The 22231-nt window shown below is 67.5% G+C and carries 12 protein-coding genes; 4 read left to right on the top strand and 8 right to left on the bottom strand.

Going from position 1 to position 22231, the window contains the following annotated elements; all coding sequences use genetic code 11:
• Positions 1-43: 43 nt before the first annotated feature.
• The 7 genes from BAU07_RS22420 to BAU07_RS22390 all read right to left on the bottom strand — a co-directional run bounded on the left by BAU07_RS22420 (position 44) and on the right by BAU07_RS22390 (position 13528).
• On the bottom strand, positions 44-3877 hold the full coding sequence (locus BAU07_RS22420) for a hypothetical protein (RefSeq protein WP_157122401.1): 3834 nt from the start codon (positions 3875-3877) through the stop codon (positions 44-46).
• Between the two features lie 148 nt (positions 3878-4025).
• Positions 4026-5498, bottom strand: a complete 1473-nt coding sequence (locus BAU07_RS22415; protein WP_066662674.1) for an amidase family protein — start codon at positions 5496-5498, stop codon at positions 4026-4028.
• A 10-nt stretch (positions 5499-5508) separates the two neighbouring features.
• The gene (locus BAU07_RS22410) at positions 5509-6708 is read right to left on the bottom strand and encodes an MFS transporter (protein ID WP_066662672.1); all 1200 of its coding nucleotides are present in this window, start codon (positions 6706-6708) and stop codon (positions 5509-5511) included.
• Positions 6695-9268 (bottom strand): amino acid adenylation domain-containing protein, encoded by a 2574-nt coding sequence (locus tag BAU07_RS22405; RefSeq protein ID WP_198168834.1) that lies wholly within the window; start codon positions 9266-9268, stop codon positions 6695-6697. Before BAU07_RS22405 ends, BAU07_RS22410 begins: the two co-directional genes overlap by 14 nt.
• Positions 9269-9282: 14 nt before the next feature.
• Positions 9283-10284: a hypothetical protein gene (locus BAU07_RS22400; RefSeq protein WP_066662668.1), complete on the bottom strand. Its 1002-nt coding sequence runs from the start codon at positions 10282-10284 to the stop codon at positions 9283-9285.
• Between the two features lie 326 nt (positions 10285-10610).
• A complete protein-coding gene (locus BAU07_RS22395) occupies positions 10611-11717 on the bottom strand; it encodes an SDR family oxidoreductase (protein ID WP_084025928.1) in 1107 nt (368 codons plus the stop codon).
• 14 nt (positions 11718-11731) lie between these two features.
• Positions 11732-13528: a thiamine pyrophosphate-requiring protein gene (locus BAU07_RS22390; protein WP_066662663.1), complete on the bottom strand. Its 1797-nt coding sequence runs from the start codon at positions 13526-13528 to the stop codon at positions 11732-11734.
• A 383-nt stretch (positions 13529-13911) separates the two neighbouring features.
• Between BAU07_RS22390 and BAU07_RS22385 the strand changes: the two genes are divergently transcribed.
• On the top strand, positions 13912-15417 hold the full coding sequence (locus BAU07_RS22385; protein ID WP_066662661.1) for a tripartite tricarboxylate transporter permease: 1506 nt from the start codon (positions 13912-13914) through the stop codon (positions 15415-15417).
• 62 nt (positions 15418-15479) lie between these two features.
• On the opposite strand, the gene BAU07_RS27870 is transcribed toward BAU07_RS22385, so the two are convergent.
• A complete protein-coding gene (locus BAU07_RS27870; protein ID WP_066662658.1) occupies positions 15480-17768 on the bottom strand; it encodes a sensor histidine kinase in 2289 nt (762 codons plus the stop codon).
• 524 nt (positions 17769-18292) lie between these two features.
• Between BAU07_RS27870 and BAU07_RS22375 the strand changes: the two genes are divergently transcribed.
• From BAU07_RS22375 to BAU07_RS22365, 3 genes are read left to right on the top strand one after another with little or no spacing between them, the layout of a single operon-like run.
• On the top strand, positions 18293-18961 hold the full coding sequence (locus tag BAU07_RS22375; protein WP_232338184.1) for a (2Fe-2S)-binding protein: 669 nt from the start codon (positions 18293-18295) through the stop codon (positions 18959-18961).
• 11 nt (positions 18962-18972) lie between these two features.
• Positions 18973-19977, top strand: a complete 1005-nt coding sequence (locus tag BAU07_RS22370) for an FAD binding domain-containing protein (RefSeq protein ID WP_066662656.1) — start codon at positions 18973-18975, stop codon at positions 19975-19977.
• Positions 19978-19993: 16 nt separating this feature from the next.
• Positions 19994-22225 carry a xanthine dehydrogenase family protein molybdopterin-binding subunit gene (locus BAU07_RS22365; protein ID WP_066662653.1) on the top strand — a complete coding sequence of 744 codons (2232 nt, stop codon included), beginning with the start codon at positions 19994-19996 and terminating at the stop codon, positions 22223-22225.
• Positions 22226-22231 lie beyond the last annotated feature (6 nt).

Raw genomic sequence — 22231 nt, 5'->3', positions numbered from 1 at the left:
CTTGTCCCAGTCGGCCGCCTGGCGCCATGTGGCGCGAGGCGGCTTAGTCGACTACCGGTGAAAGGTTGGGCGACGAGGTCGACGCGCTTGCCCGCTCGAGCATGCGGGCCAGTCTGGGCACGAAGACCGCCTCGACCTGGTCGGCCCTCCAGTCGGATGGGATGTCGGTCGCCGTCGTTGCGATGTCGTCGGCTTCCCAGAACTCACGCTTGTCCGGGATGCGGATGCGAGAGCAAGTGATCGGGTCGCGGATGACGAGCCAGGTGCCGCGTGCGTCGGTTTCGATCGCGTCGAGCATGACCATCTTGCCCTTGCGGCTCAGGATCCCCGGTCCATGCGCCAGCAGCGCTTTCTGCAGCCGGCGTATCAGCATGTCATGGCCCTCGCCGTTGAAGGGCAGGCGCAACGGTACGGCGCAAAGGCGCAGGGCCAGGGAACGCACGATGCGGTTGACGGCGGCTCGCGGATCCAGAACGTGTGCGCTGTCGTAGTGCCGGAGTTGCTCGATGACTTCGTCGCGCGGTTTCCCCTGGGCCAACAGCATGTTTTCACAGGCCAGGCCGTCGCTCGCGAGGTTCGGGGCGGAAATGAGGTAAGTGCGATCAGCCAGTTCATAGACGCCATAGTCTCGCATCAGCGAACGTAGCGGCTCGTCATCGACCATGAACGTTGCCATTGCGGAGGGGGCGCGAAGGCGGTAGCCCGCCAACACCCGTGCGCCCGGCAGCTGCGAATAGTCGGTCATCGTGCGCAGGCGGCACAGCAACGTGTAGTCGAGCATATGGGCATACCCCGGGACGACGACCCCGTGCGTGACATAGCCGGCCGGAAAGCGTCGGATGTTGCCGTCGGCGCCTTTGATGAAGTGATCGCCCACGCTGCGCGCCACCAGTTCGGGATAGGCCATGCGTACGCGAAGCGGATAGGACCATATCTTCAGGGCCAGGGTGTCGTAGCGAGCATGGGCGAAGGTATGCGCGATCTCCTGGTACTGCTGCGCCATTTCGCTCGACTCGGCCCGCAACCGCCGGCGCGCCTGCATATTCCGGTAGGCGCTCATGGCGTTGCCGCCCGCTTTCAAGGCGGGACGGTCCGCTTCGCGCCAGATGCCATGTTCGGCGTCGTAGCGCAGGCGGCCCCGCACCGCCGGCGCGGTTGGGCCCGGAACCTCCACGACTTTCCATAGGGTCCGGCCCGGGACCGACGCGGCACGGTCGCGGGCGATCTCCACCAGCTCGGTGCCCAGGCGGGCATAGGTCTTCCCCTGCGCGACAAGCGTGCCATCGCTGCGAGGCCGCTCGGCACGCATGCGATCGAGTGTCGCCGGCTCGGGTACCCGGTGAAGCTGCAAGTCCCGCACAGGCAGGGAACGGTACAACTTGCCATTGCTGCCGCGCAGCAGCAACGGGCCGACGGGGTCCAGCGTGTCGGCGTCGAACTGGCTGTATGCGTTTTCGCCGAATTGGTGCAGGTGAAGTTCGGCGCCATCCGGGTCGACTGCCGTGACGTAGAGCGGCGCGGGCGCGATATCCAGCCCTGGCGCGGAAGGCGCGATCGGCATGGCGCCCAGGCTCCAACGTCCATCGGCGACATGCTGCCCGGCCTCGCGGCTTGCCGCGCGGTCCAGGGCCGTGGCGATATGCGGGTGCGTCGCCCGCATATGCGCCGCCAGCCGCCCTGTTTCCTCGGCCTCGCGCAAACCCATCATGGCCGACGGCGAGATGATCCGCAGCGGGTGCGTCACCACGTTGTCCACCGTCGCGGCCAGGCTGTGTCGCGCCAACTGGGCCAGCGCACCATTGAAGGCGCCGGCTGCCTTGCCGGCCATCGCCAGGCCATGGCGCATGCCTGCGTGCGCATACCCTTGCAAGCCGGCCTCCAGCCCCGCCTTGATGGCCGCGCTTGCCGTCATGCCAAGTTTCAGTCCAGCGCCTATGGCAGGCAGGAAAGTCGCGACGTCCATCAGGCCGGACAGGATGGCGCCGCGCACGTCGCCATCTCGGATGGCGCGATAGGTCGCGTAGAACGGCAGGAGCCCACGCTCGGCCTCGGCGAGTTTTTCGGAGATCGTCTGGCCCGCCGCGCTGGCACGCGTATTCTCGATCCGTTGCGCGATGGCGGGATCGAGCCAGCTTGGCATCGCGGCCCGCGTGCCGCTGGCCAACGGTTCAAGCGTGATGACGGTTTTCCGCGGCCGATTCCCGGAGGCGTCGCCGTCGGTCGGCTGCTCGGGGTCGCCATGGAAGAGCGTGCCGACATGGTCGCTGGCCCAGTCTTCCAGCTTCACGTCGGCGGGCAATGGCATGGCCGTGCGGGCGCCGGGGTCGAAGAGATAGCGCGTGGTCTTGCCGCGGTGCTGTATCTCGACCAGGAAAGCCTTGCTGGAAATATCGGCGAGCATGGGGCCATATTCCGATAGCGCCGGGCCCAGCCGCGCCAGGATCCGAGCCTGCTGGGATCTCCAGACATAGCGCCGCAGCCGCGCTGTCGATATGGAAACCTGGGCCTGGCCGGCGTCCGCGCCGCTCAGTTCCGGCACGGTGCCGAGCCATGTGGCGACGCTCTTGCCCACGTAGGCGGCGGCAGCGGTCTTGTATGACTCGAAGCGGGTCTGGAACTCCTGCTTCAGCGAGGGTGGCAGCCTGGACCGCGCGTGATCGGCGTCCACGGCGGCCCCTTTCGGCGTCGTTTCCAGGCGCCGGACATCGGAGGCCGATAGCGCATCGCGTTCCATGTAGTAGTCGTGGACACTTGTACGGTACGACCCGAAGAGCAGCGGGATTTCGATCTGGAGCGGTCCCCATGGCGCGGCGAGCACCAGGGACCGGACCCTGATCTGCTGCTTCGGATCGATGCCCGCGTCCTGCAGCAGGTCGGCGGCGACGGCGGCGCGCGACACGCCCTGCAATTCGTTCAGGAGGGGGAGTTCGGCCGCGAAATGTTGCAGCGCGTACGCGTGCAGCTGCGCCGCGAAGCCGGGGATGTCCTGGCGCTTCAGCTCGGCCAGGTCGACCGCGCCGGCGGCCTGGGCCATCCGGATCAAGGCCTGGATGGCCCACGTATTGCCCGGGATGACGAGTGGGGCAGGCGCTCCCGACGCGCTCGCCGGGGGGGCGGCCGTGCCCGCGGGCGGCGCCTGTCCGAAGTCGACGGGCGCACTCATGGCAACCTGTCCCAGGGCGATCAGTTCCGGTATCCCCCGCACGGCGTCGGTAAGGCCATGGGCGCGCGCGCACTGCATGCCGACCCATAAGGTCGCCCATTGCCGGCTGCCGTAGAGGATATCGGGAGACGGCTGCAGCGCCAGGGTCGGGTCGGCGATACATGCCTGCCTGAAGACCGGAATCCATTCCTGCGTATCAAGCGCGCCCAGCCCATGCGCCTGCAGGATTTCGCGCAGGCGTGCGTCGACGGCCGCCGTAGCTGCGGCAATGCGCTGGCCGCTGACGCCCATGACGACGCCGTGATCCACGAAGACGGCATCGGGCTTGGCGGGATCGCGGCCAAGTTCCACTGCCCAGTCTATGTCGCGCGTCAATTCGTGCGCCAAGGCCAGGATCAGGGCTCGCCGCTGCCCTCGTCCGAGCGACGAGGCCGTGACGTCCGCCGCGAACAAGCCGCTACTGGCGCGGGCCAAGGCCACGACGAGGGTCGCGTCGTTCTCCAGTGGCGCGGATAACCGGTGTCCGGAGGCCTGCAGCGCGCGGTACGCGCGCACGCCGGGGTTCTGTTCGACCGTGTCTCCGGTGGCATCGCGCGCGGCTGCAGTGGGCGTCGTGGCCCCCGCGGAGGCCGCGGCGTCGGTCGACGGCTGGCCCGGTCCGGCGTGCCGCCGCGGCCGCGGCGATGCCCCGCCGCCAATATGTTCTGCCAGCATTCGCCCGATTGCCGGCACGCCGTTGTCCGAGAAGGGTTGCGGTTCTGGCGATGAAGGGAAATGCAGCGCCGTGATGGAATGAGCGATGCGCATTGCTGGCCATGCAGGGTGGTTGATATTCCGCGGAGGGTGTGCGCGGCCTGCACTTTCAAGGACAGGTCGACGAAATGGGAAGGGCTGGCGCGGAGACGGCGAGAATGGACTCGAGGGTCAGGCCGATCGCCAGCAGGTGGCGGTCGTCATGCGGCGAGCCGTCGATCTCGATGCCGATGGGCAGCCCATGCGCCGTGTAGCCCGCGGGCAGGCTCAGTGCGGGCAGTCCTGCATTGCTTGCCAGGGCCGTATTGCGGAGGTACGCGTAGTTAAGGGACACCGTCTGTCCGTTCATCGCCACGGTGCCGTCGGCGCCTGCCAGCGGCGCCGCGACGGTCAAAGTGGTCGGCAGGATGAAGGCGTCCAGGCGATGGCGGCAGAGCTGTTCCAGGAACCTGCGGCGCAGGGACGGCCGGTGCCGGCGGATGGCGGCCTCGTACATCGCGGCCGGCACGCAATGCGGCGCGTGTGGGGCGATGAACGTTTCGATCAGGTAGCGGACGTCGGCGCCGGCCGCCTGCCGTGCCAGGTCCGTAACCGACACATTGGCGCCATGAAGACTCAGATAGCGCTGCATGGCCGACCAGAACTCGGCGAAGCCGACCGCCGTCCCGGCCGCGTCGTTGGCATCGGCCAATCCGGGCATGGCGAACTCGATCAGTTGCACGCCGTTGTCCTGCAGGCGCCGCAGCGCCGCATGAACCACGGCGTGAACCTCGTTGTCGAGCCCGTCGAAAAAAAAGTCCCGCACCACGCCCAGGCGTATGCAGCCCGGCCGGACCGGCGCGAGGGGTCGTTGGGATCCCGTGATGACCTGATCGAGCAAGGCGACGTCGGCGACCGTGCGCGCCATGGGGCCCGCCGTATCGCGCGTGGGGCACACCGGGACGATGCCGTCCTCGGGATAGCGGCCGGAGGTGGGACGCAAGCCCACCACGCCATTGAGCGCGGCCGGGATGCGTATGGAGCCTGCGGTGTCGGTGCCCAGGGCGGCGTAGGCCGAGCCTTGCGCCACCGCCACGGCGCTGCCGCCGCTGGAACCGCCCGCGATGCGGGCCGGGTCGCGCGCATTGCGTACGTCGCCGTAGCGGGCGTTGCGCGACGTGACGCCCAGCGACAACTCGTGCATGTTGGTCTTGCCGACGATGACGGCGCCGGCATGGCGCAGGCGCGCCGCCACGGTGGCGTCACAGGCCGGTTCGAAGTGCGCCAGGGCCGGCGTTCCGGCCGTGGCGCCGAAACCCGCGACGTGTACATTGTCCTTGATCGCCACCGGCACGCCTTGCAGCGCTCCGGCCATGGAAGCGCCGGCCTTGTCGTCGTTGCACCCGTCGCGCCCCGCCTCCGTCTGCTCATGGCGCGCGCAAATGAAGGCGCCGTAGCCGGCATGGCGCTCGTACCGGCGGCTGGTGGCGTGCAGGAGATCCTCGCTTCGTACCACACGGCGTCGAAGGGCTGCGACGGCCTGCGTCAAGGTGAAGTCCGCGACGTCCGCGGGCAGCGTCGCGGCACGGAAAGGGAGCAGCATGGTGGCCTCGTCAAGGATGGCGCCTTCGATGCGCCAGATAGAGCAGGGAATTCAGCAGTCCGAGCGCAAGCATCACGGCGCCGAAGGCGGACGGCTGGTGCGCTGTAAGCGGCCCGATGCACTGCGCGGCGAGCGCGGCGCATGACAATTGGATGAAACCCGCCATGCCCGCGGCGGACCCCGCATGGGCCGGCACGGCGCCGATCGCGGCGGCGGTGCCCAGGGGCAGCAGGAAGCCGTTGGCGAAGGTCAGTGTCGACACGCCGGCCAGCATGATGACGGTCGATGCCGGGCGCAGCGCCAGGCCGGCCGCCAGAACGATCCCCGCGCACAGGAAAAGGCCGATGCCCCAGCGATAGACCCGCGCAGCGCCGACTCGCGCGGCGAGATCGCGGGCGGTGAGATTGCCGGCCACGTAGGCGAAGGCCAGGCTGGCATAGGTATAGCCAAGCCAGGCGCGGGGCCATCCCTGGTGCAGCAGCAGGAAGGTCGACTCGGCCAGATAGGCGAAGTATGCGGCCTGGGATATCGCGATAACGCCGGCATTCAGGCGAAAGGCCGGCGTGGCCAGGACGGTGGCGTATCTGCGGGCAGCGCCGCCGGTCGACGGTGCCGGCATGGCCGGTCGTGCCCGCGATTGCGGCACCGCCGCACAGGCCAGCATCCATAGCGCCGCGCCGAAGGCCGCGGTGAACAGAAAGCAGGCTTCCCAGCCGAACTGCGCGTAGAGCAACTGCCCGATCGCGGGCGCCAGCGCGGGCGACATGCCGACCACCACGGATACGTTCAGGAAGAACCGGGTCAGGCCGTGGCCGCTATAAAAGTCGGCCGCGATTGCGCGCCCGACCACGATGGCGCCACAGGCGCCGAAGGCCTGGACCATGCGCCAGCACAGCACCAGGTCATAGTCGGCGGTATACGGGATGGCCAGCGAGGCCACCGAATACAGGCCGAGTGAAAGCAGCAAGGGGGTGCGCCGGCCGATGGCGTCGGCGAGCGCTCCGTGCGCCAGTTGTCCGGCCGCCAGGGCATAAAGGAAGACGGAGAAAAGCGCCTGGATCTCGGTGGCGGTCCTGCCGTATGCCTGCTTCAAGGCCGGGACCGCGGGCAGGAAAATGTCCGTCGCCATGAAACCGCAAATGGATGTCATGGCGATCAGCACGCCAAGATGCCGCGGCGCGCCGCGCAGGCTGCGTTCAGGCCGGAACATGCGCGTAGTGCGGTACGAACTGCCTGACGGCCTGTTCGATGAGCGCGGCGACGTGCGTGGCGACGGGAGGGCGATACACCGTGAAGTGGTCCGCGGGCACATCGCGCACGTGGAGGTCCCCCAGCAGGCTTGGCCAGCCGTCCAGGCTGTCACGCGTGTTGCCGGTGCAGCGGATGAACAGCGTGGGCCCATTGAACTTGCCGTGCGGCTGATGCGTCGAGGCGGCGAGGTTGTTCGCGATCCACATCGCAAGACCCTGTTCCAGGTCCTGCATCGACGCGTCGGCGGGTAGATGTCCTCCTTGTACGCCCATCTTCAGCAGCACGCGGTTGCGCTCGTCGATGGACATTCCACCCAACTGCGCGCGTGAGGGCGCATGGTCGGCGCCATCGGCGAGCTTGCGGGCATAGCTGGTGACGAAGTCCAGTATGTCGCCGCCGGTGGCGCGCGTGATGAAGGTATCGAGCAGGACCAGCAGCGCCACGTGTGCCCCGCGCGATTGCAGGTCCACGGCCATCTCGTGGGCAACCGTGCCCCCGAAGCTGTATCCGCAAAGCACATAGGGGCCATCGGATTGATGCGCCAGTACACGGTCCGCGTACCAGCGCGCCATGCGCGGTACGTTGTTCTCGTAGGCGCCCGCGCCGCCGCGCGGTTCGCACGAGATACCCAGCGATTCGACTGTCCGCACGGAGGTGGCGATGTCGCGGTAACACCATATCCCGCCACCCGCGGGATGGACGAACCAGATGGGCGGCTGCCCGGACTGCCCCGCGATCCTGACGATGCCCGAGGTCACGGCGGGCCGCTCGCGTTCCCGCACGGCTTGTTCGACCATGTCGATCAGGCAGCGCAAGGTCGGGCGGGCGAACAGCGTGACAGCCAATAGTTGCACATCGAGCGCGGCGTTGATCCGGGCCACCAGGCGCATGGCCAGCAGGGAATGCCCGCCGGCCTGGAAGAAATGGCTGTCGTCGCCGGTGCTGTGGGGCAGCAGTGCCGCCCAGATGGTCCTCACCTGCTCGGCGACGCCCGCCGCACACGCGCCCTGCGGGGGACGGGACGCCTCCTGTGCTTCGGGGGCCGGGGCGGGCGCAGCGCCGCGTGCCGCGGCCATTGCCTTGACCGCATTGCGGTCATGCTTGCCGTTCGGCAACAGGGGAAGATGTTCGAGCGGGGTGAGTATCGCGGGCTGCATGTGACGTGGCAGCGCCTCCGCCATGGCCGCGCGCGCGGCGGCCTCGTCCCAGTCGCCGGGCCGGACTTCGACGTAGGCTTCGATCTGCTCCGCCGCATTGATCACGGCGGTCGCGTGCCGCACGCCAGGCACCGTGCGGCACAGGGCGGCCTCGATTTCCTCGAGCTCGATCCGCAGCCCGCGCAGCTTCACCTGGTTATCGGCGCGGCCCAGGAAGAGGTAGTCGCCGTGGTCGTCCAGCCGCACAAGGTCACCGGAGCGATAGCTGCGCTGTCCCGTGCCGGGCGAGACGCCGAAGCGGGACGCGGTTTCCTGGGGCAGGCCCTGGTAGCCTTGCGCCACGCCGGGACCTTCTATCAGCAGTTCGCCCGCGCCGGCTTGCGCGTCCGCACCGAGGATACGGAAGACGGTGCCCGGTATCGGCTTGCCCAGCGGCACGGGATCCCGCTCGTCGGCCTGGCCCGGCTCGCACACATGGAAGGCGCACTGGACCGTGGTTTCCGTCGGGCCGTAGAGGTTGACGACGGGAATGGGCAGGTACGCATGCACCTGGTCGACCAGGCGCCTGGGCAGCGGCTCGCCGCCGCAGAACAGCATGCGCACGCTGCGCAGCGCCGCCATCAAGGCCGGTTCGGTCATGGCCTGCATCACGGCGGGGACCACCTGCAGGATAGTGGCGCGGTGCTGCTGCGCCGCCTGCGCGATGGCGGCCGGCGCGTTCCCGGCGATGACCATGGCGCCGCCCACCATGAGCGGGGCCAGGTACTCCCACACGGACGCGTCGAACGCCGTGGACGTCTTGTGCACGACAACGTCGTCGGCGGTGAAGGCGAACTGGCGCACGAACCAGTCCATCTGGTAGGCAAGCGCGGCCATGGAGACGACGACGCCCTTGGGGCGGCCGGTGGAGCCGGACGTGTACAGCACGTACGCGGGCGCGCCCGCATCCGGCGCGGGCAGCGTGGCGGCGGTTGCCTGCGCCCGCAGCAGGCTGTCCATGGACAGCGTCGTGCGGGTACCGATGCGCGGCGTTCCCGCGCCGGCGATCACATGGCGGGCGCCGCTGTCCTCGATGCAGAACGCGAGGCGGTCATGCGGATAGTCCGGGTCCAGCGGAAGATAGGCGGCGCCGCACTTCAGGACGCCCAGCATGGCGGCCACCCATTCCGTGGAGCGGGGCAGGGCGATGCCGACCACATCGCCGGGCGCCACACCGGCTTCGCGCAGCCGCCCGGCGACGTGGTCGGACAGGGTCCACAGCCGCGCATGGCTGCATGTGCGCGTGCCATCGTGGATGGCGATGCGCGACGGCATGGCCTGCGCGCCGCGGCGGATGGATTCGAGCAGGGAAGGTATCGACATCGGCGTGGTCCCCATCAGCCGTTGACCACGCGCGGCCGGTCGCTCAGGAAGTGGCCGGCGTGGTGTTCGAGCGCCCGCACATTGACGGTCTTCATCAGCCAACGGTTTCTGAGCGCATCCGGGTCGGCGATCTCGCCGACATCCTTGTTGTGGAGGCAATCGTTGTTGGCCGCCCCGACGAGGTCGCCGGGCAGGATCTGGACCCGCTTCTTCAGGCGGTGCAGTGCGCCGATGAGCTGTTCGATGGCCTGCTCGGCGCGTGGTGTCAGTCCCCTGGTGCGGTTCTCGAAGAAGCGGATGTCCGTGGGCGTGGCGCCCCCGAGCACCGGATGGACCTCCGCTTCGCCCAGGATCACCTTGCCGCCGTGTACCGTGAGGTCGTCGTAGGGCGTATGGAATTCCGGTTGGCGCAGCGCGTCGCGCACATCCTCGCCCAGGGCGGCGAGCAAATCCTTGTTGCGAACGAAGGAGGTGTACACGCGGTTCCGGGCAGACGACCGCAGTCCCAGAATGTTGACCCAGTCGGGGCGGACGAAATGGTTCGCCAGGTCCTTGTGGAAGAAGATGGGCTTGAGCGCTTTCTGCGACTGCGAGGTCGCCAGGCTTTTCTTGGGATGGATGTCCTGGAAGATGTCGCCGTCATTCACATTGGCATAGCCGATGGGTTCCTGCCCCATGAGCTTGGCGTACAGCAGGAGGAAAGCCTCGGCGACATAGGTCGTCTTGCGCGTGCGTTTGTCCTTGACGGGATCGTCGAAATCCAGATAGGGCAGGCTGGGATCGATCGGGCAGTTGCGCAGCACGACGTAGGGATGTTCATAGGTGTTCGCGCGGCGCCGGGTCTCGCAACAGGCCATGAAGGGCGCCGGCACGGCGCCCGCGTCGATCACCGCGTCGACCGCCACCGAGAAGCTGGCGTAAGCCGTGTAGGGATTCGCCGTGATCGAGATCAGCGCGCGCTGCAGGTCCAGCGCATCCTTCGGCGTAAAACAGAAATCGATCGGTAGTTCGATCATGAGCAGCCTCGCGCAGGGATGGGAGACGATATGTCCCGGACGTACCGAGGGGCCTGCTCGGCAGGCCCCTCGGTACAGCGCCGCAGAGAGTAGGCGGGCGCTGGGATCGTGTCGCGAGGATGGGGGATTACCAGACGGTTCCGATATGCAGGAACACGCAAAGCGGGCTCGCGGCCGCCATGCGCCGGATCAGGCGCGCATCGGAACCGGTGCGCACGGGAACGTGCCCCGGGGTGGGGTTGCGTCCTCCGTGGCTGTCAATGCAGGCCGGAGGCCTGATGCTGCCGGCGCCGGGCGGGCGCCAGGCGCCGCGCCGTGCGCATGGATCAACGGCGGGAAAGGCGTCGGCGTCCGGCGGGCCGCGAGGCCGCGGACCATAGCAGGCCGGCGACCAGCAAGGCGCCGCCCAGGACGGCGGTGCGGTGCGTGGACAACCACAGCGCCGTGCTGTGCCCGGTGGACTCCGCATCGAAGCCGCCGCGTGTGCGATGCAGGTCGCCGACCGGCTGCCACAGGTTGTCGGGACGGTCCGCGCTTACCGCTTGCTGCCGCTGTTGCGCGCGGTAATTGGTGCGCGCCAGGTAGCGGTCGATGAGGCCTGGAAAGAACTTGTTCGCGACGATCGCCACGATGGAGGACACACCGACGAAAAGCTCCCTGCGCCGGTGCCGCGCGGCCCATACGACAGCGCGGGCGCCCACTTCGGGTTGATAGATGGGCGCGACCGGCCGTGGCGCATGGGGCATGCGGCATGCGGCCCAGTCGAACTGGGGCGTGTTCAAGGCCGGCATCTGCACCATGGTGACATGCACCTTGCTGCGGTCGTGCAGCAGTTCGCTGCGTAGCGCATCGGTGAAGCCGCGCACCCCGTGCTTGGCACCGCAATACGCGGACTGCAGCGGAATCGCCCGGTAGGCGAGCGCGGAACCCACTTGCACGATGACGCCGTGGTCCCGCGCCCTCATGCGTCGCAGCGCGGCCATGGTGCCATACACATAGCCGAGGTAGGTCACCGCGGTGACGCGTGTGTATTCTTCCGGCGTCACGGACGACAGTGGCGAGAAGATGGTCAACATCGCGTTGTTGACCCAGGTGTCGATGGGCCCGAGTTCCGTTTCGACGCGGTCGGCGGCCGCTTCCACGGCCGTGGCGTCGCTGACGTCCACGGCGATGGAAAGTGCGCGTACCCCGTAGGCGCGTACTTCTTCCGCGGCGGCGGCCAATGCGCCGGCGTCGCGTGCGAGCAGCGCCACGTCGGCGCCCTCCGCGGCGAAGGCATGCGCGATGGCCCGGCCGAGGCCGGCGCTGGCGCCGGTGACGACGACAATGCGCGGCACATGCAAGCCGCGGGCGGATGTGGGGGTAGGGTGCGGCGCATGGATGGCGGCGGGACTGCGGGCGAGGGAGCCGGTCCCTGACGATGAATGCGGCATGGTCGGTGGCTTCCTTATTTCTTACGGTTTCCGGGCAATACCGCACTCAGTACCTGTCGCGCGGTGTTGGCGATGACGCTGCCCTGATCCGGATCGCCCTTGAGCAAGGTCGATGCGAAGGCCTTGGCCTGGGCCAGTGTGATATGCGGCGGCAGGGGCGGCACATTCGGGTCCGTCTTGACGTCTATCACCACCGGGCGGTCCGACGCCAAGGCCTGCTCCCACGCGCCCGCCATGGCTTCGGCGCGGTCGACATGGATGCCGCGCAGGCCGATCGACTCGGCGAATTGATGATAGGACACATGGGGAATGCGCTGCGAAGCCTCGAACTTGGGGTCGCCTTCCATGACGCGCTGCTCCCACGTCACCTGGTTCAGGTCTTCGTTGTTCAACACCATGCAGATCCAGCGCGGGTCGCCCCATTCCTTCCAGTACTTCGCGACCGTGATCAGTTCGGCCATGTTGTTCATCTGCATGGCGCCATCGCCGACCAGGGCGATGACGGGCCGGTGCGGATAGGCAAACTTGGCCGCGATGGCATAGGGCACTGCCGCGCCCATCGACGCCAGCCCGCCCGAGAGGGAACACATCATGCCCTGTTGCACCTTCAGGTCGCGGGCGTACCAGTTCGCCACCGATCCCGAATCGCTGGTCACGATGGCGTCCGCGGGGATACGCGGCGAAAGCTCCCATATGGTCCGTTGTGGGTTGACGCCGACCTCGGCATCCGCCAGCGCGCGTGCTTCCAGTTTCTTCCACCAGTCCCCGGTCCATTCCTCGATGCTGTCGCGCCAGGCCCGGTCGGTCTTCGCCGTCAATAGCGGCAACAGCTCGCGCAGCGTTTCCGCGCTGTCGCCGACCAGGTTGACCTCCATCGGGTAGCGCAGGCTCAGCATGTCCGGCTTGATATCGATCTGTACGCCGCGGGCCTGGCCCTCCTTGGGCAGGAACTCGGAATACGGGAAGCCGGAGCCGATCATCAGCAGGGTGTCGCATTCGGTCATGAGCTTGTAGCTGGGCTCGGTGCCGAGCAGGCCGATGGAGCCGGTGACCCAGGGCAGGTCGTCGGGCAGCACGGCCTTGCCCAGCAGGGCCTTGGCGACACCGGCGCCCAGCTTGTCGGCGAGGGCGGTGACTTCGGCGCCGGCCCCCAGCGCGCCGGCGCCCACCAGGATGGCGACCTTCCTGCCCGCGTTCAGGACCTCGGCGGCGCGCTGCAGATCGGCGGGATAAGGGACGCTGCGCGGCGGCCGGTAACCGACGCCTGAATGCACCGTCCCGTGCTTGCGGCCCGGCTCCTCGTAGGGCAGGTCCTGGAGGTCGTTGGGGAGCACCAGGGCAGTGACCTGCCGCGTGCCGAGGGCGATACGAATGGCGCGGTCGACCAGGTGGCGCACTTGCTCCGGCACGGTGGCCTGTTGCACAAAGGCGCCGGCCACATCCTTGAACATGGACACCAGGTCGAGTTCCTGCTGGTAATGCCCACCCAGCGCGGCGCGCGCCTGCTGTCCGACGATGGCAAGCACCGGCATGTGGTCCATGCGGGCGTCGTACAGGCCGGTGATGAGATGCGAGGCCCCCGGCCCCGATGTGGCGATGCAGACGCCGAGCTCCCCGGTGAACTTGGCGTGGGCCGAGGCCATGAAGGCGGCCATCTCTTCATGGCGCGCCTGGACGAAATCGATCTTGTCTTCGGCACGGCTCAGCGCGCCAAAGACTCCGTTGATGCCGTCACCGGGGTAACCGTAAATGCGGCGCACGCCCCAGGCGTGCAGCCGGCCGACGATGAAATCTCCGACAGTAGGCGCCATTGCAATCCTCTTGATTCGATCGCGCGCCGGATCCCGCTGTGGGGGAGCGCGCCGGTGGCGTCCGGGGCGCAACCTGTGGACAGGAGCCGGGGACGCGGTTCGAGGCGGCGGGGCGCAAGTGCTGTACCTGTGCCGGAATAAGGGGGCCGATCAGAGGTATCCCTAGTATTCGCCCCTGTCGTCGCTCGGGTACCATTATTTTCAGTTGTATGTCAGCAAACGTTGCAAGTACTGGACGCGCTGGCGAGCAAGACAGCCCACGGCCCATGCGCCGCAATCGCACCGCGCGGCGTCTTCAGCAACATCTCGAAGGACCGGGGCAACGACCCTGGAACATGCCGGGCGCCTACCGCGCAAATAACGCTAAGAACTAGGGAGACGACATGGAGCTCTGGGAAAATCTGATGCTTGGTTTTTCGGTGGCCGTTTCACCGGAAAACCTGCTCTACGCCCTGATGGGGTGCGTCCTGGGCACGCTGGTCGGCGTGCTGCCCGGCCTGGGCCCGGTACCGACCATCGCAATGTTGTTGCCGATCACCTATGTGCTGCCGCCGATCGCCGGCCTGATCATGCTGGCGGGGATTTATTACGGCACCCAATATGGCGGTTCGACGACCGCCATCCTGGTGAATCTGCCTGGCGAGACATCGGCCGTGGTGACTACCCTGGACGGGCACCAGATGGCGCGCAACGGACGCGGCGGCGCGGCCCTGGCCCTGGCGGCCATCGGTTCGTTCTTCGCCGGCTCGGTCGCGACCATGTTGATCGCCGGCTTCGCGCCGCCCTTGGCGGAGGTCGCGTTCAAGTTCGGGCCCGCGGAGTATTTCTCCCTGATGGCGCTGGGCCTGATCGGCGCCGTCGTACTGGCCTCGGGGTCCATCATGAAGGCCATCGCCATGATTATCCTGGGCCTGTTGCTCGGCATGGTGGGCACCGACGTCAACTCCGGCGTTGCGCGCTATGACTTCGGCATCCCGGAGCTGCAGGACGGCATCGACTTCGCGATCGTGGCCATGGGCGTGTTCGGCTTTGCCGAGATCATGACCAACCTGGAGCTCAAGGATAAGCGCGTGGAGATCTCCGACAAGGTGGGCTCCCTGTATCCGAACCGCAAGGAATTGCGCGAAGCCATACCCGCCATCCTGCGCGGTACGGCGCTGGGATCGTGCCTGGGCATCCTGCCGGGTGGGGGCGCCACCTTGTCGGCGTTCGCGTCGTACACGCTGGAGAAAAAGGTATCGCGCGAGCCGGAGCGCTTCGGCAAGGGCCATCCGGCCGGATTGGCCGGCCCCGAGTCGGCCAACAATGCGGGCGCGCAGACGTCGTTTATCCCGTTGTTGACCCTGGGCATTCCGGGCAACGCGGTGATGGCGCTGATGGTGGGGGCCATGACCATCCACAACATACAGCCCGGCCCGCAGGTCATGTCGAGCCATCCGGACTTGTTCTGGGGCCTGATCGCGTCGATGTGGATCGGCAACCTGATGCTGGTGGTGCTGAACCTGCCCCTGGTCGGACTGTGGATCAAGTTGCTGAAAGTGCCTTATCGCATTCTGTATCCCGCGATCCTGGTGTTCTGCACCATCGGTGTCTATTCCCTCAACTACAACGCCTTCGACATCTTCGTCACGGCGGTGTTCGGGCTGGTCGGCTATGTCTGGGCCAAGCTGCGCTGCGAAGGCGCGCCGCTGCTGCTGGGACTGGTGCTGGGCCCCATGATGGAGGAAAACTTCCGTCGCGCGCTGCTGCTGTCGCGCGGCGACTTCACGACCTTCGTGACGCGGCCTTTGTCGGCATCGTTGCTGGGCGCGGCGCTGCTGCTGGTGGTGATCGTCGCCTTGCCGTCCATCCGCAAGAAGCGCGAAGAGACCTTCGTCGAGGAAACCTGACGGGCCGCGGCGACCGCGTGGCCGCCCGGCTCGGGCCGGGTGGGGTCGCTGCGGTCGGTTCATCAGACAGCGCCCATCAGGGCCAGCCGCTGCAGGCCTTCCAGGTCCAGGCGCTCGATGCAGCCGGACACCTCGCGGTAGAAGCCTTCGCATTGCGGGTGGGTGCGACGCGTCCGGTGCGTCCATTGTTCGATCTCGCTGATCTCGCCGTCGCGCGCCAGCTTGGCCAAGGCCAGCCGTTCGCCGAGGGGTGGGACCTCGATGCCGTGCACAGGCGCGCGTCCGCTCGCCGCATGATGGATGGAAACCGGTACTGTGTACCGGGTATCCGCCAGCGCCACGGGGATGCGCAGCTTGAACCGTACGCCCATGCCGGGAGCGCTCTCGACTTCGATACGGCCTCCCATCCCCTGCGCGATGCGCTCGACGATGAACAGGCCCAGGCCCAGGCCCGCGTCCTGACGGCGAAGCTGCCGGAAAGCCTGGAAGATCTCGGCCTGGTCTTCGGGCGGGATATGCGGTCCATCGTTATGCACCTCCAGGCATAGCTCGGTACCGGCCGGCCGTTGCTCCACCCGGACTTCCAGTCGTACGTTGCCGTGGCGGGTGAACTTGGCGGCATTGCCCAGCAGGTTGAGCGCCGCCTGCCGCAGCCGCTTCGGGTCCGTCCATACCACGCTGGGCAGCGTGGGAGGCGGCAGGTACTGGAAGCTGTTCTGGTTGTGGACGCACAGCGCGATACCGAATCGGGCGAGCTCCTCCAGCAGTTCGGGCAGCCGCGTCTGTTCCGGCGTAACCGCGAACGGCTCCAGCTCCGCGCGCGCGTAGGCCAGGAGTTCCTCGATCAGGCTGAACTGGTATCCCACGCTGCGGTCGATGATATCGATATAGGCAGTTTGCGATGGCGTGGCGTCCTGCCGCAGCAACCTCGTATAGCCGGCTATCGTGGCCAGCGGCGCCCTCATGTCGTGGCCGATGTATCCCAGGATCAAGGTCTTGCGCTCATCCTTCTCCTTGGCCTGCCGCAGCGCGCGTGCCGTGACGAAGCGCCCGTCGTCCATATCCGAGGCCAGCACGGCGCGCGCGCGCAGCCTGATGCGCAGCGGCGTACCGCGCCGGCGCTTGCCGGGCGTGGCGCGAGCGGCCCAGATCGTCAGCACCGCCAGGTTCGCGCCCATGACCAGCATGGTGATGGCTGGTGTGCCCGATTCCAGCGCCACCGGCTCGGTCATGAAGAATGGGGCAAACAACGGCGCGACAGCTGTGAGCGTGGTATCGATGGCCAGCAGCACAGCCGAAAGCGCGATCAGCGTGGCGACGGAGGACCTGTGCTGCCTGAGCACGGCGGCCGAACGCAGCATGCACGCTGCCAGTGCGGCGCCCGAGATGAAAGTCAGCATGGCGGTGACGTGGACGGGCAGTGCCGGAACCAGCATCGCCGCCGCCAACAGAATCCCCGCGATAATGGCATAGCTGCGCGCGTGCGGCCCGGCGTGCGTGCCGCTCCGGAGGGTGTTGTAGACGAATAGCGCGAACAGGCCCAGGCGCACCATATCGAGCGCGAGCTCCAGGCGATAGCCGGTTCCCCCTTCCATGAACCACAGCAGGCGCTGCAAATAGCCGCGCGCCGCGGCCTCGTGCAGGGCCGCGGCCATGGCGACCGCGGCCAGCCATAGGAAGGGCCGCTGACGCGACGCCATCGCGATGAGGGCAGCGCACCACGCCAGTGCGGCCATGCCGCCGATCAGGACCCCGTCGGCAACCGTGGCCCGGATGGTTGCCGCCGTGAAGTCGCCGCGGGAATACAGGGCGGGGGCAAAACGGATGGGGGAATCGCTTTTGATCCTGGTCAACACCTTCACGACCGCGCCGGGCTCCATGTGAAGCAACAGCGCCGGATAGGGCGTGGGCTCGTCGCGCTGTCCCAGGGCAACCCGCGAGCCGGCGCGGTTGTGTCGCCAGATGCCGCCCTGCTGGCTATAGAAGTCCACCCGCTCCAGTTCCGGCCGACCCGCGACCAGGACCACGCGGTGGGTCGCGCTGTGCGTATTGGTGAGGGTGACGTGCAGCCACCAGGCCGATCCGGAATACACTTCGCCGCGCGGGAAATCGCGCGCCGGGCGGAACAGCGCGGGCTCGGCACGCATCGCCGCGAGTACCTGCGGCAGCTCCATCTCGCCCGAGGGATCCTCGTAGATGTCGATGAAAGGCCGCAGCGATGTCGGCCCATCGTAGGCGTTGGAGGTGGCCACTACCTCGGCGATGGCTCCGGACGTGTGCAACAGTGCGCATGCCGTGGCGGCAATCAACAGAAGCTTGATGTCCACGACGCGATTTTTGATTAGTTGCATCCCGCTCTTGTGTCGACAGCGACTGCGTTGTGGGGGACAACGTTTTCCGCGTGCGCCCGCTGCAAACCTGCCGACGCCGAGCGAGTCGCCATACTGCAACAAAACGGCGAACAGCGCCAAGCTTTCTGCCACGCGCCGCGGGTTACGTAATGCCGACGCATGCCGGTGCGCAAGTCCGCGCAGGTGGCCATTTTTGGATTCGCGCAGCCTTGCCAAGGCGCAGCGCCACATGCATGACAAAATGTTCTCATGCCGTGGCCCGGCCGGGACCTGGATCATCGCGTGCCCGTGCCTGCGGCATGGTGGAACGTCGGGCGCGGCTGCCATGTCGGGCGCTTGTCAGGAAACACTGCGTATCGTGCATTGTCGCGCCACGGTGCGGCGAGTAATCTGTTCAAGCCCATTCCGTCTTCGCCCACTGTCCCGCGCAGTGCGCGCGGCCACGGAACCTCCACTGCGGCGACCTTGGTTGGGCACGCGTCTTGCCCTATGGCGCGCCGCACGTCCGCACTCAGGAGAGACCCATGACCACTTCCCAGCCTATGCCGGATGCCGCGCCTCGCGGCGGCGCCGAGGGCTTGCACCGTCCGGCGCGCCGGACCTTCCTGGCCGGCATCGGCGCGGCAGGCCTGTCCGCCAGCGCAGCCGCCCACCTTTCCACGGACCCGCAGGGCCAGGCCGCGGCGGCGGACGCGCCGGTGGCGGACAAGCAAGCCGACGCGCCGGCGGGCACGATACCGACCCGCCTGTCGGTGAACGGACACACGCATGAAATGAATCTGGATCCGCGCACGACGCTGCTCGATGCGCTGCGCGAGCACCTGCATCTCACGGGTACCAAGAAAGGCTGCGATCACGGCCAGTGCGGTGCATGTACGGTGCATGTCAATGGCCGCCGGGTGAATTCCTGTATGAGCTTTGCCGCCACCCACGAGGGCGACACCGTCACGACCATAGAAGGACTGGGCCAACCCGGCGCATTGCATCCCATGCAAGCGGCCTTCGTGGAGCACGATGGCTACCAGTGCGGCTATTGCACCTCGGGCCAGATCATGTCGGCCGTCGCCATGCTGAACGAACCCTGGGGCGATGCCGACGCGGACGTGCGTGAAGCGATGAGCGGAAATATCTGCCGTTGCGGCGCCTACCCGAACATCGTTTCGGCCATCCAGGACGCACGCCGCAAGGCCTGAGGAGCATCGATATGGATATGTTCCAACTGACACGCGCGCAGGATGTCCAGGACGCCGTGCGGGTCGGCGCGGCGGCGCGTACCGCACAGCAGGGCGCCGACGTGCGATTCCTGGCCGGCGGCACCAACCTGGTCGATCTGATGAAGCTGGATGTCGAACGTCCGTCCCGCGTGGTGGACATCAGCCGTCTGTCGCTCGACCGCATCGAGCCGCAACCGGACGGCGGCGTTCGTATCGGCGCCATGGTACGCAATGCCGACCTCGCCAACGACGCGACCATCAAGCGCGACTATGCGGTCCTCTCGCAGGCGCTGCTGTCGGGCGCTTCGGCGCAATTGCGCAATATGGCGACGACCGGCGGCAACCTCCTGCAGCGCACCCGCTGCGTGTACTTCCGCGACACGGCGGCCGCGTGCAACAAGCGCGTGCCGGGCTCCGGCTGTTCCGCCATCGGCGGCTACAACCGCAACCTGGCCGTCCTGGGTACCAGCGAAAGCTGTATCGCCAGCAATCCTTCCGACATGAACGTGGCCATGATGGCGCTGGAGGCAAGCATCCATATCCAGGGTCGGCAGGGTGAACGGGTCGTCCCGATCGGCGATTTCTACACCTTGCCGGGCGACACGCCGGACCGCGAGACGGTGCTGGAACCTGGCGACCTGATCACGCACGTCACCTTGCCGCCACCCGCATCCGGCAGCCGATCGGTTTATCTGAAGCTGCGCGACCGCGCGTCGTATGAATTCGCCCTGGCGTCGGCAGCCGTGATCGCCACCGTGCGCAACGGCGCCATTTCGCATGTGCGCGTGGCGCTGGGTGGCGTGGGCACGCGGCCCTGGCGCGCGCCCGAGGCGGAGGCGGCCCTGCTCGGCAAGGCGCCTGGCGACGAGGTCTTCCGTGCCGCGGCGCAGGCCGCCGTCAAGGATGCGCGTCCGCAAAGCCAGAACGCCTTCAAGATCGAGCTGGCGCGCCGCTGCCTCGCCCATACCCTGAAGCTGGCCATCCAGGCCGCGTGAATACAGGAGTTCAGCAATGAGCACAGTTGCAGATCGTCCGGCGGCAGACGCCGCCGACGTCATCGGCCGCGTGACGCCGCGCGTCGACGGCCCCTTGAAGGTGAGCGGCAAGGCCGTCTATACGTCGGACTTCCATTTTCCCGGCATGCTGTACGCGGTGCCGGTGTGCAGTACGGTCGCCAACGGCCGCATCGTTTCCATGGATACCTCCGTGGCGCAGGCGATGCCGGGCGTGCGGCTGGTGCTGCACCGCCAGAACATCGGTCCCCTGTACCGCGTGCAGGGCGCAAAGGTCGACGAGACGCGCCCTCCTTTCGATGACGACGTGATCCGCTATTACGGCCAATACGTCGCCGCGGTGGTGGCCGATACGTTTGAACAGGCGATGGCCGCTGCGAACGCGGTCAAGGTGCGCTATGCAGAAGAGAAACCCGACGTCGGCACGCGGCTGTCCTCGGACGGCAAGTCCAAGGTCGAGAGCGAACGCGGCAAGGCGCAGCCGGCTTTCGACTCGGCCCCGGTGAAGATCGACTACACCTACGTGACGCCGGTAGAGACCCACAACCCCATCGAACTGCATGCCACGGTGGCGGTATGGGACGGGCAGGCCTATACCTTGTACGAGACATCGCAGGCGGTGACCAACCACAAGGCCGTGATGGTGCAGGCGCTGGGCACCACGCCCGAGCAGGTCCGGGTGATTTCGCGTTTCCTGGGATCGGGCTTTGGCGGCAAGCTGTGGCCGTGGCCGCACTGCATGGTCGCGGCGGCGGCGTCGCGCCAACTGGGGCGCCCCGTGAAGCTGGTCCTGACCCGGCCGATGATGTTCCAGAATGTCGGGCACCGGCCCATCACGCAGCAGCGTATGCGCCTGGGCGCGACGGCCGACGGCAAGCTCGTATCGCTGCAGCAGGACTATCTGACCCAGACCTCGCTGCTCGACGATTACGAAGAGAATTGCGCCGAGGCGACGCCGCACATGTACAGCACGCCGAACCTGCGCATTACCTCGGGGCTGGCCCGGCGCCACATGGGCACGCCGACGGCGATGCGCGGTCCAGGTGCCGTACCGGGACTCTTTGCCCTGGAATCGGCCATGGACGAACTGGCGGTCGCCTTGAAGATGGATCCTGTGCAGCTGCGCCTGAAGAACCAGCCCGAGCACGACGAAGGCAACGGCTTGCCGTTTTCCTCGCGCCACCTGGTCGAGTGCATCGACCGCGGCGCGGAGAAATTCGGCTGGTCCCGGCGTACGCCGGAGATCGGGTCGATGCGCCGCGATGGCCGCATCCTGGGCTGGGGCATGGCGTGCTGTTCCTGGCTGGGGGCGCGCCAGCCGACCCACGCCCGGGTGGACCTCAAGGCGGACGGCACGGCCCATGTGGCATGCGGCACGCAGGATATCGGCACCGGCACGTACACCATCATGGCGCAACTGGTGAGCGCCCAGACCGGCATCCCGCCGGAGCACGTGGACGTGGCTCTGGGCGACACGGCGTTGCCGGAAGGGCCGATTTCCGGCGGGTCCACCGTGACGGCGTCGGTGATACCCGTGGTCCTGCAGGCCACGCGGGCGGCAGTCGACTCGGTGCTGCAGACCGCCTGCAAGGGCGAGGCAGCAGCCTTCGCGGGCAAGAAGCCGGACGACCTGGCCTTCACGGCGGGATACGTGCATCTGAAGGGGCAAGCGCCCGAAAGCGGCAAGCGGTTCGGCGAAATCGTGGCCGGCGCGGACCTGCGGGCGATCTCCGGCGAAGGCAGCCAGACCGAAGGCAATTTCTTCGACGATCCGCTCAAGCGCAAGTACTCCATCAATTCCTATGGCGTGCATTTCGCCGAGGTGGAGTGGCAACCGGAGATCGCCCGCCTGCGTGTGAGCAGGGTCGTCACGGTGATCGACGCGGGGCGCATCCTGAATCCGCGCCCGGCGCGCAACCAGATCGAAGGCGCCATCGTGATGGGCGTCGGCATGGCCCTGTTCGAGCACACCGTCTACGACGAGCGGTCAGGCAAGCCGGCCAACGGCAACCTGGCCGACTACATCGTCGCGTCCAACGCGGACACGCCTGAAATCGACGTTACCTTCCTGGACTACCCGGATCTGGTGCTGAACGAGCTCGGCGCCCGCGGTGTGGGCGAGATCGGGCTGGCCGGCACGGCGGCGGCAATCACCAACGCCATTTACCATGCCACCGGCGTGCGCGTGCGCGAACTGCCAGCCATGATCGAGGACCTGTTGCAGGCCTGATGAAGG

It is taken from the genome of Bordetella flabilis, assembly GCF_001676725.1.
Lineage (GTDB): Bacteria > Pseudomonadota > Gammaproteobacteria > Burkholderiales > Burkholderiaceae_B > Bordetella_C > Bordetella_C flabilis.
This window is presented reverse-complemented; position numbering and strand designations above follow the sequence as displayed.

Coding starts and splice junctions, on each gene's coding strand:
- BAU07_RS22420 (WP_157122401.1), bottom strand. CDS start 3,877: ATGCTGGCAGAACATATTGGCGGCGGGGCATCGCCGCGGCCGCGGCGG.
- BAU07_RS22415 (WP_066662674.1), bottom strand. CDS start 5,498: ATGCTGCTCCCTTTCCGTGCCGCGACGCTGCCCGCGGACGTCGCGGAC.
- BAU07_RS22410 (WP_066662672.1), bottom strand. CDS start 6,708: ATGTTCCGGCCTGAACGCAGCCTGCGCGGCGCGCCGCGGCATCTTGGC.
- BAU07_RS22405 (WP_198168834.1), bottom strand. CDS start 9,268: ATGTCGATACCTTCCCTGCTCGAATCCATCCGCCGCGGCGCGCAGGCC.
- BAU07_RS22400 (WP_066662668.1), bottom strand. CDS start 10,284: ATGATCGAACTACCGATCGATTTCTGTTTTACGCCGAAGGATGCGCTG.
- BAU07_RS22395 (WP_084025928.1), bottom strand. CDS start 11,717: ATGCCGCATTCATCGTCAGGGACCGGCTCCCTCGCCCGCAGTCCCGCC.
- BAU07_RS22390 (WP_066662663.1), bottom strand. CDS start 13,528: ATGGCGCCTACTGTCGGAGATTTCATCGTCGGCCGGCTGCACGCCTGG.
- BAU07_RS22385 (WP_066662661.1), top strand. CDS start 13,912: ATGGAGCTCTGGGAAAATCTGATGCTTGGTTTTTCGGTGGCCGTTTCA.
- BAU07_RS27870 (WP_066662658.1), bottom strand. CDS start 17,768: ATGCAACTAATCAAAAATCGCGTCGTGGACATCAAGCTTCTGTTGATT.
- BAU07_RS22375 (WP_232338184.1), top strand. CDS start 18,293: ATGACCACTTCCCAGCCTATGCCGGATGCCGCGCCTCGCGGCGGCGCC.
- BAU07_RS22370 (WP_066662656.1), top strand. CDS start 18,973: ATGGATATGTTCCAACTGACACGCGCGCAGGATGTCCAGGACGCCGTG.
- BAU07_RS22365 (WP_066662653.1), top strand. CDS start 19,994: ATGAGCACAGTTGCAGATCGTCCGGCGGCAGACGCCGCCGACGTCATC.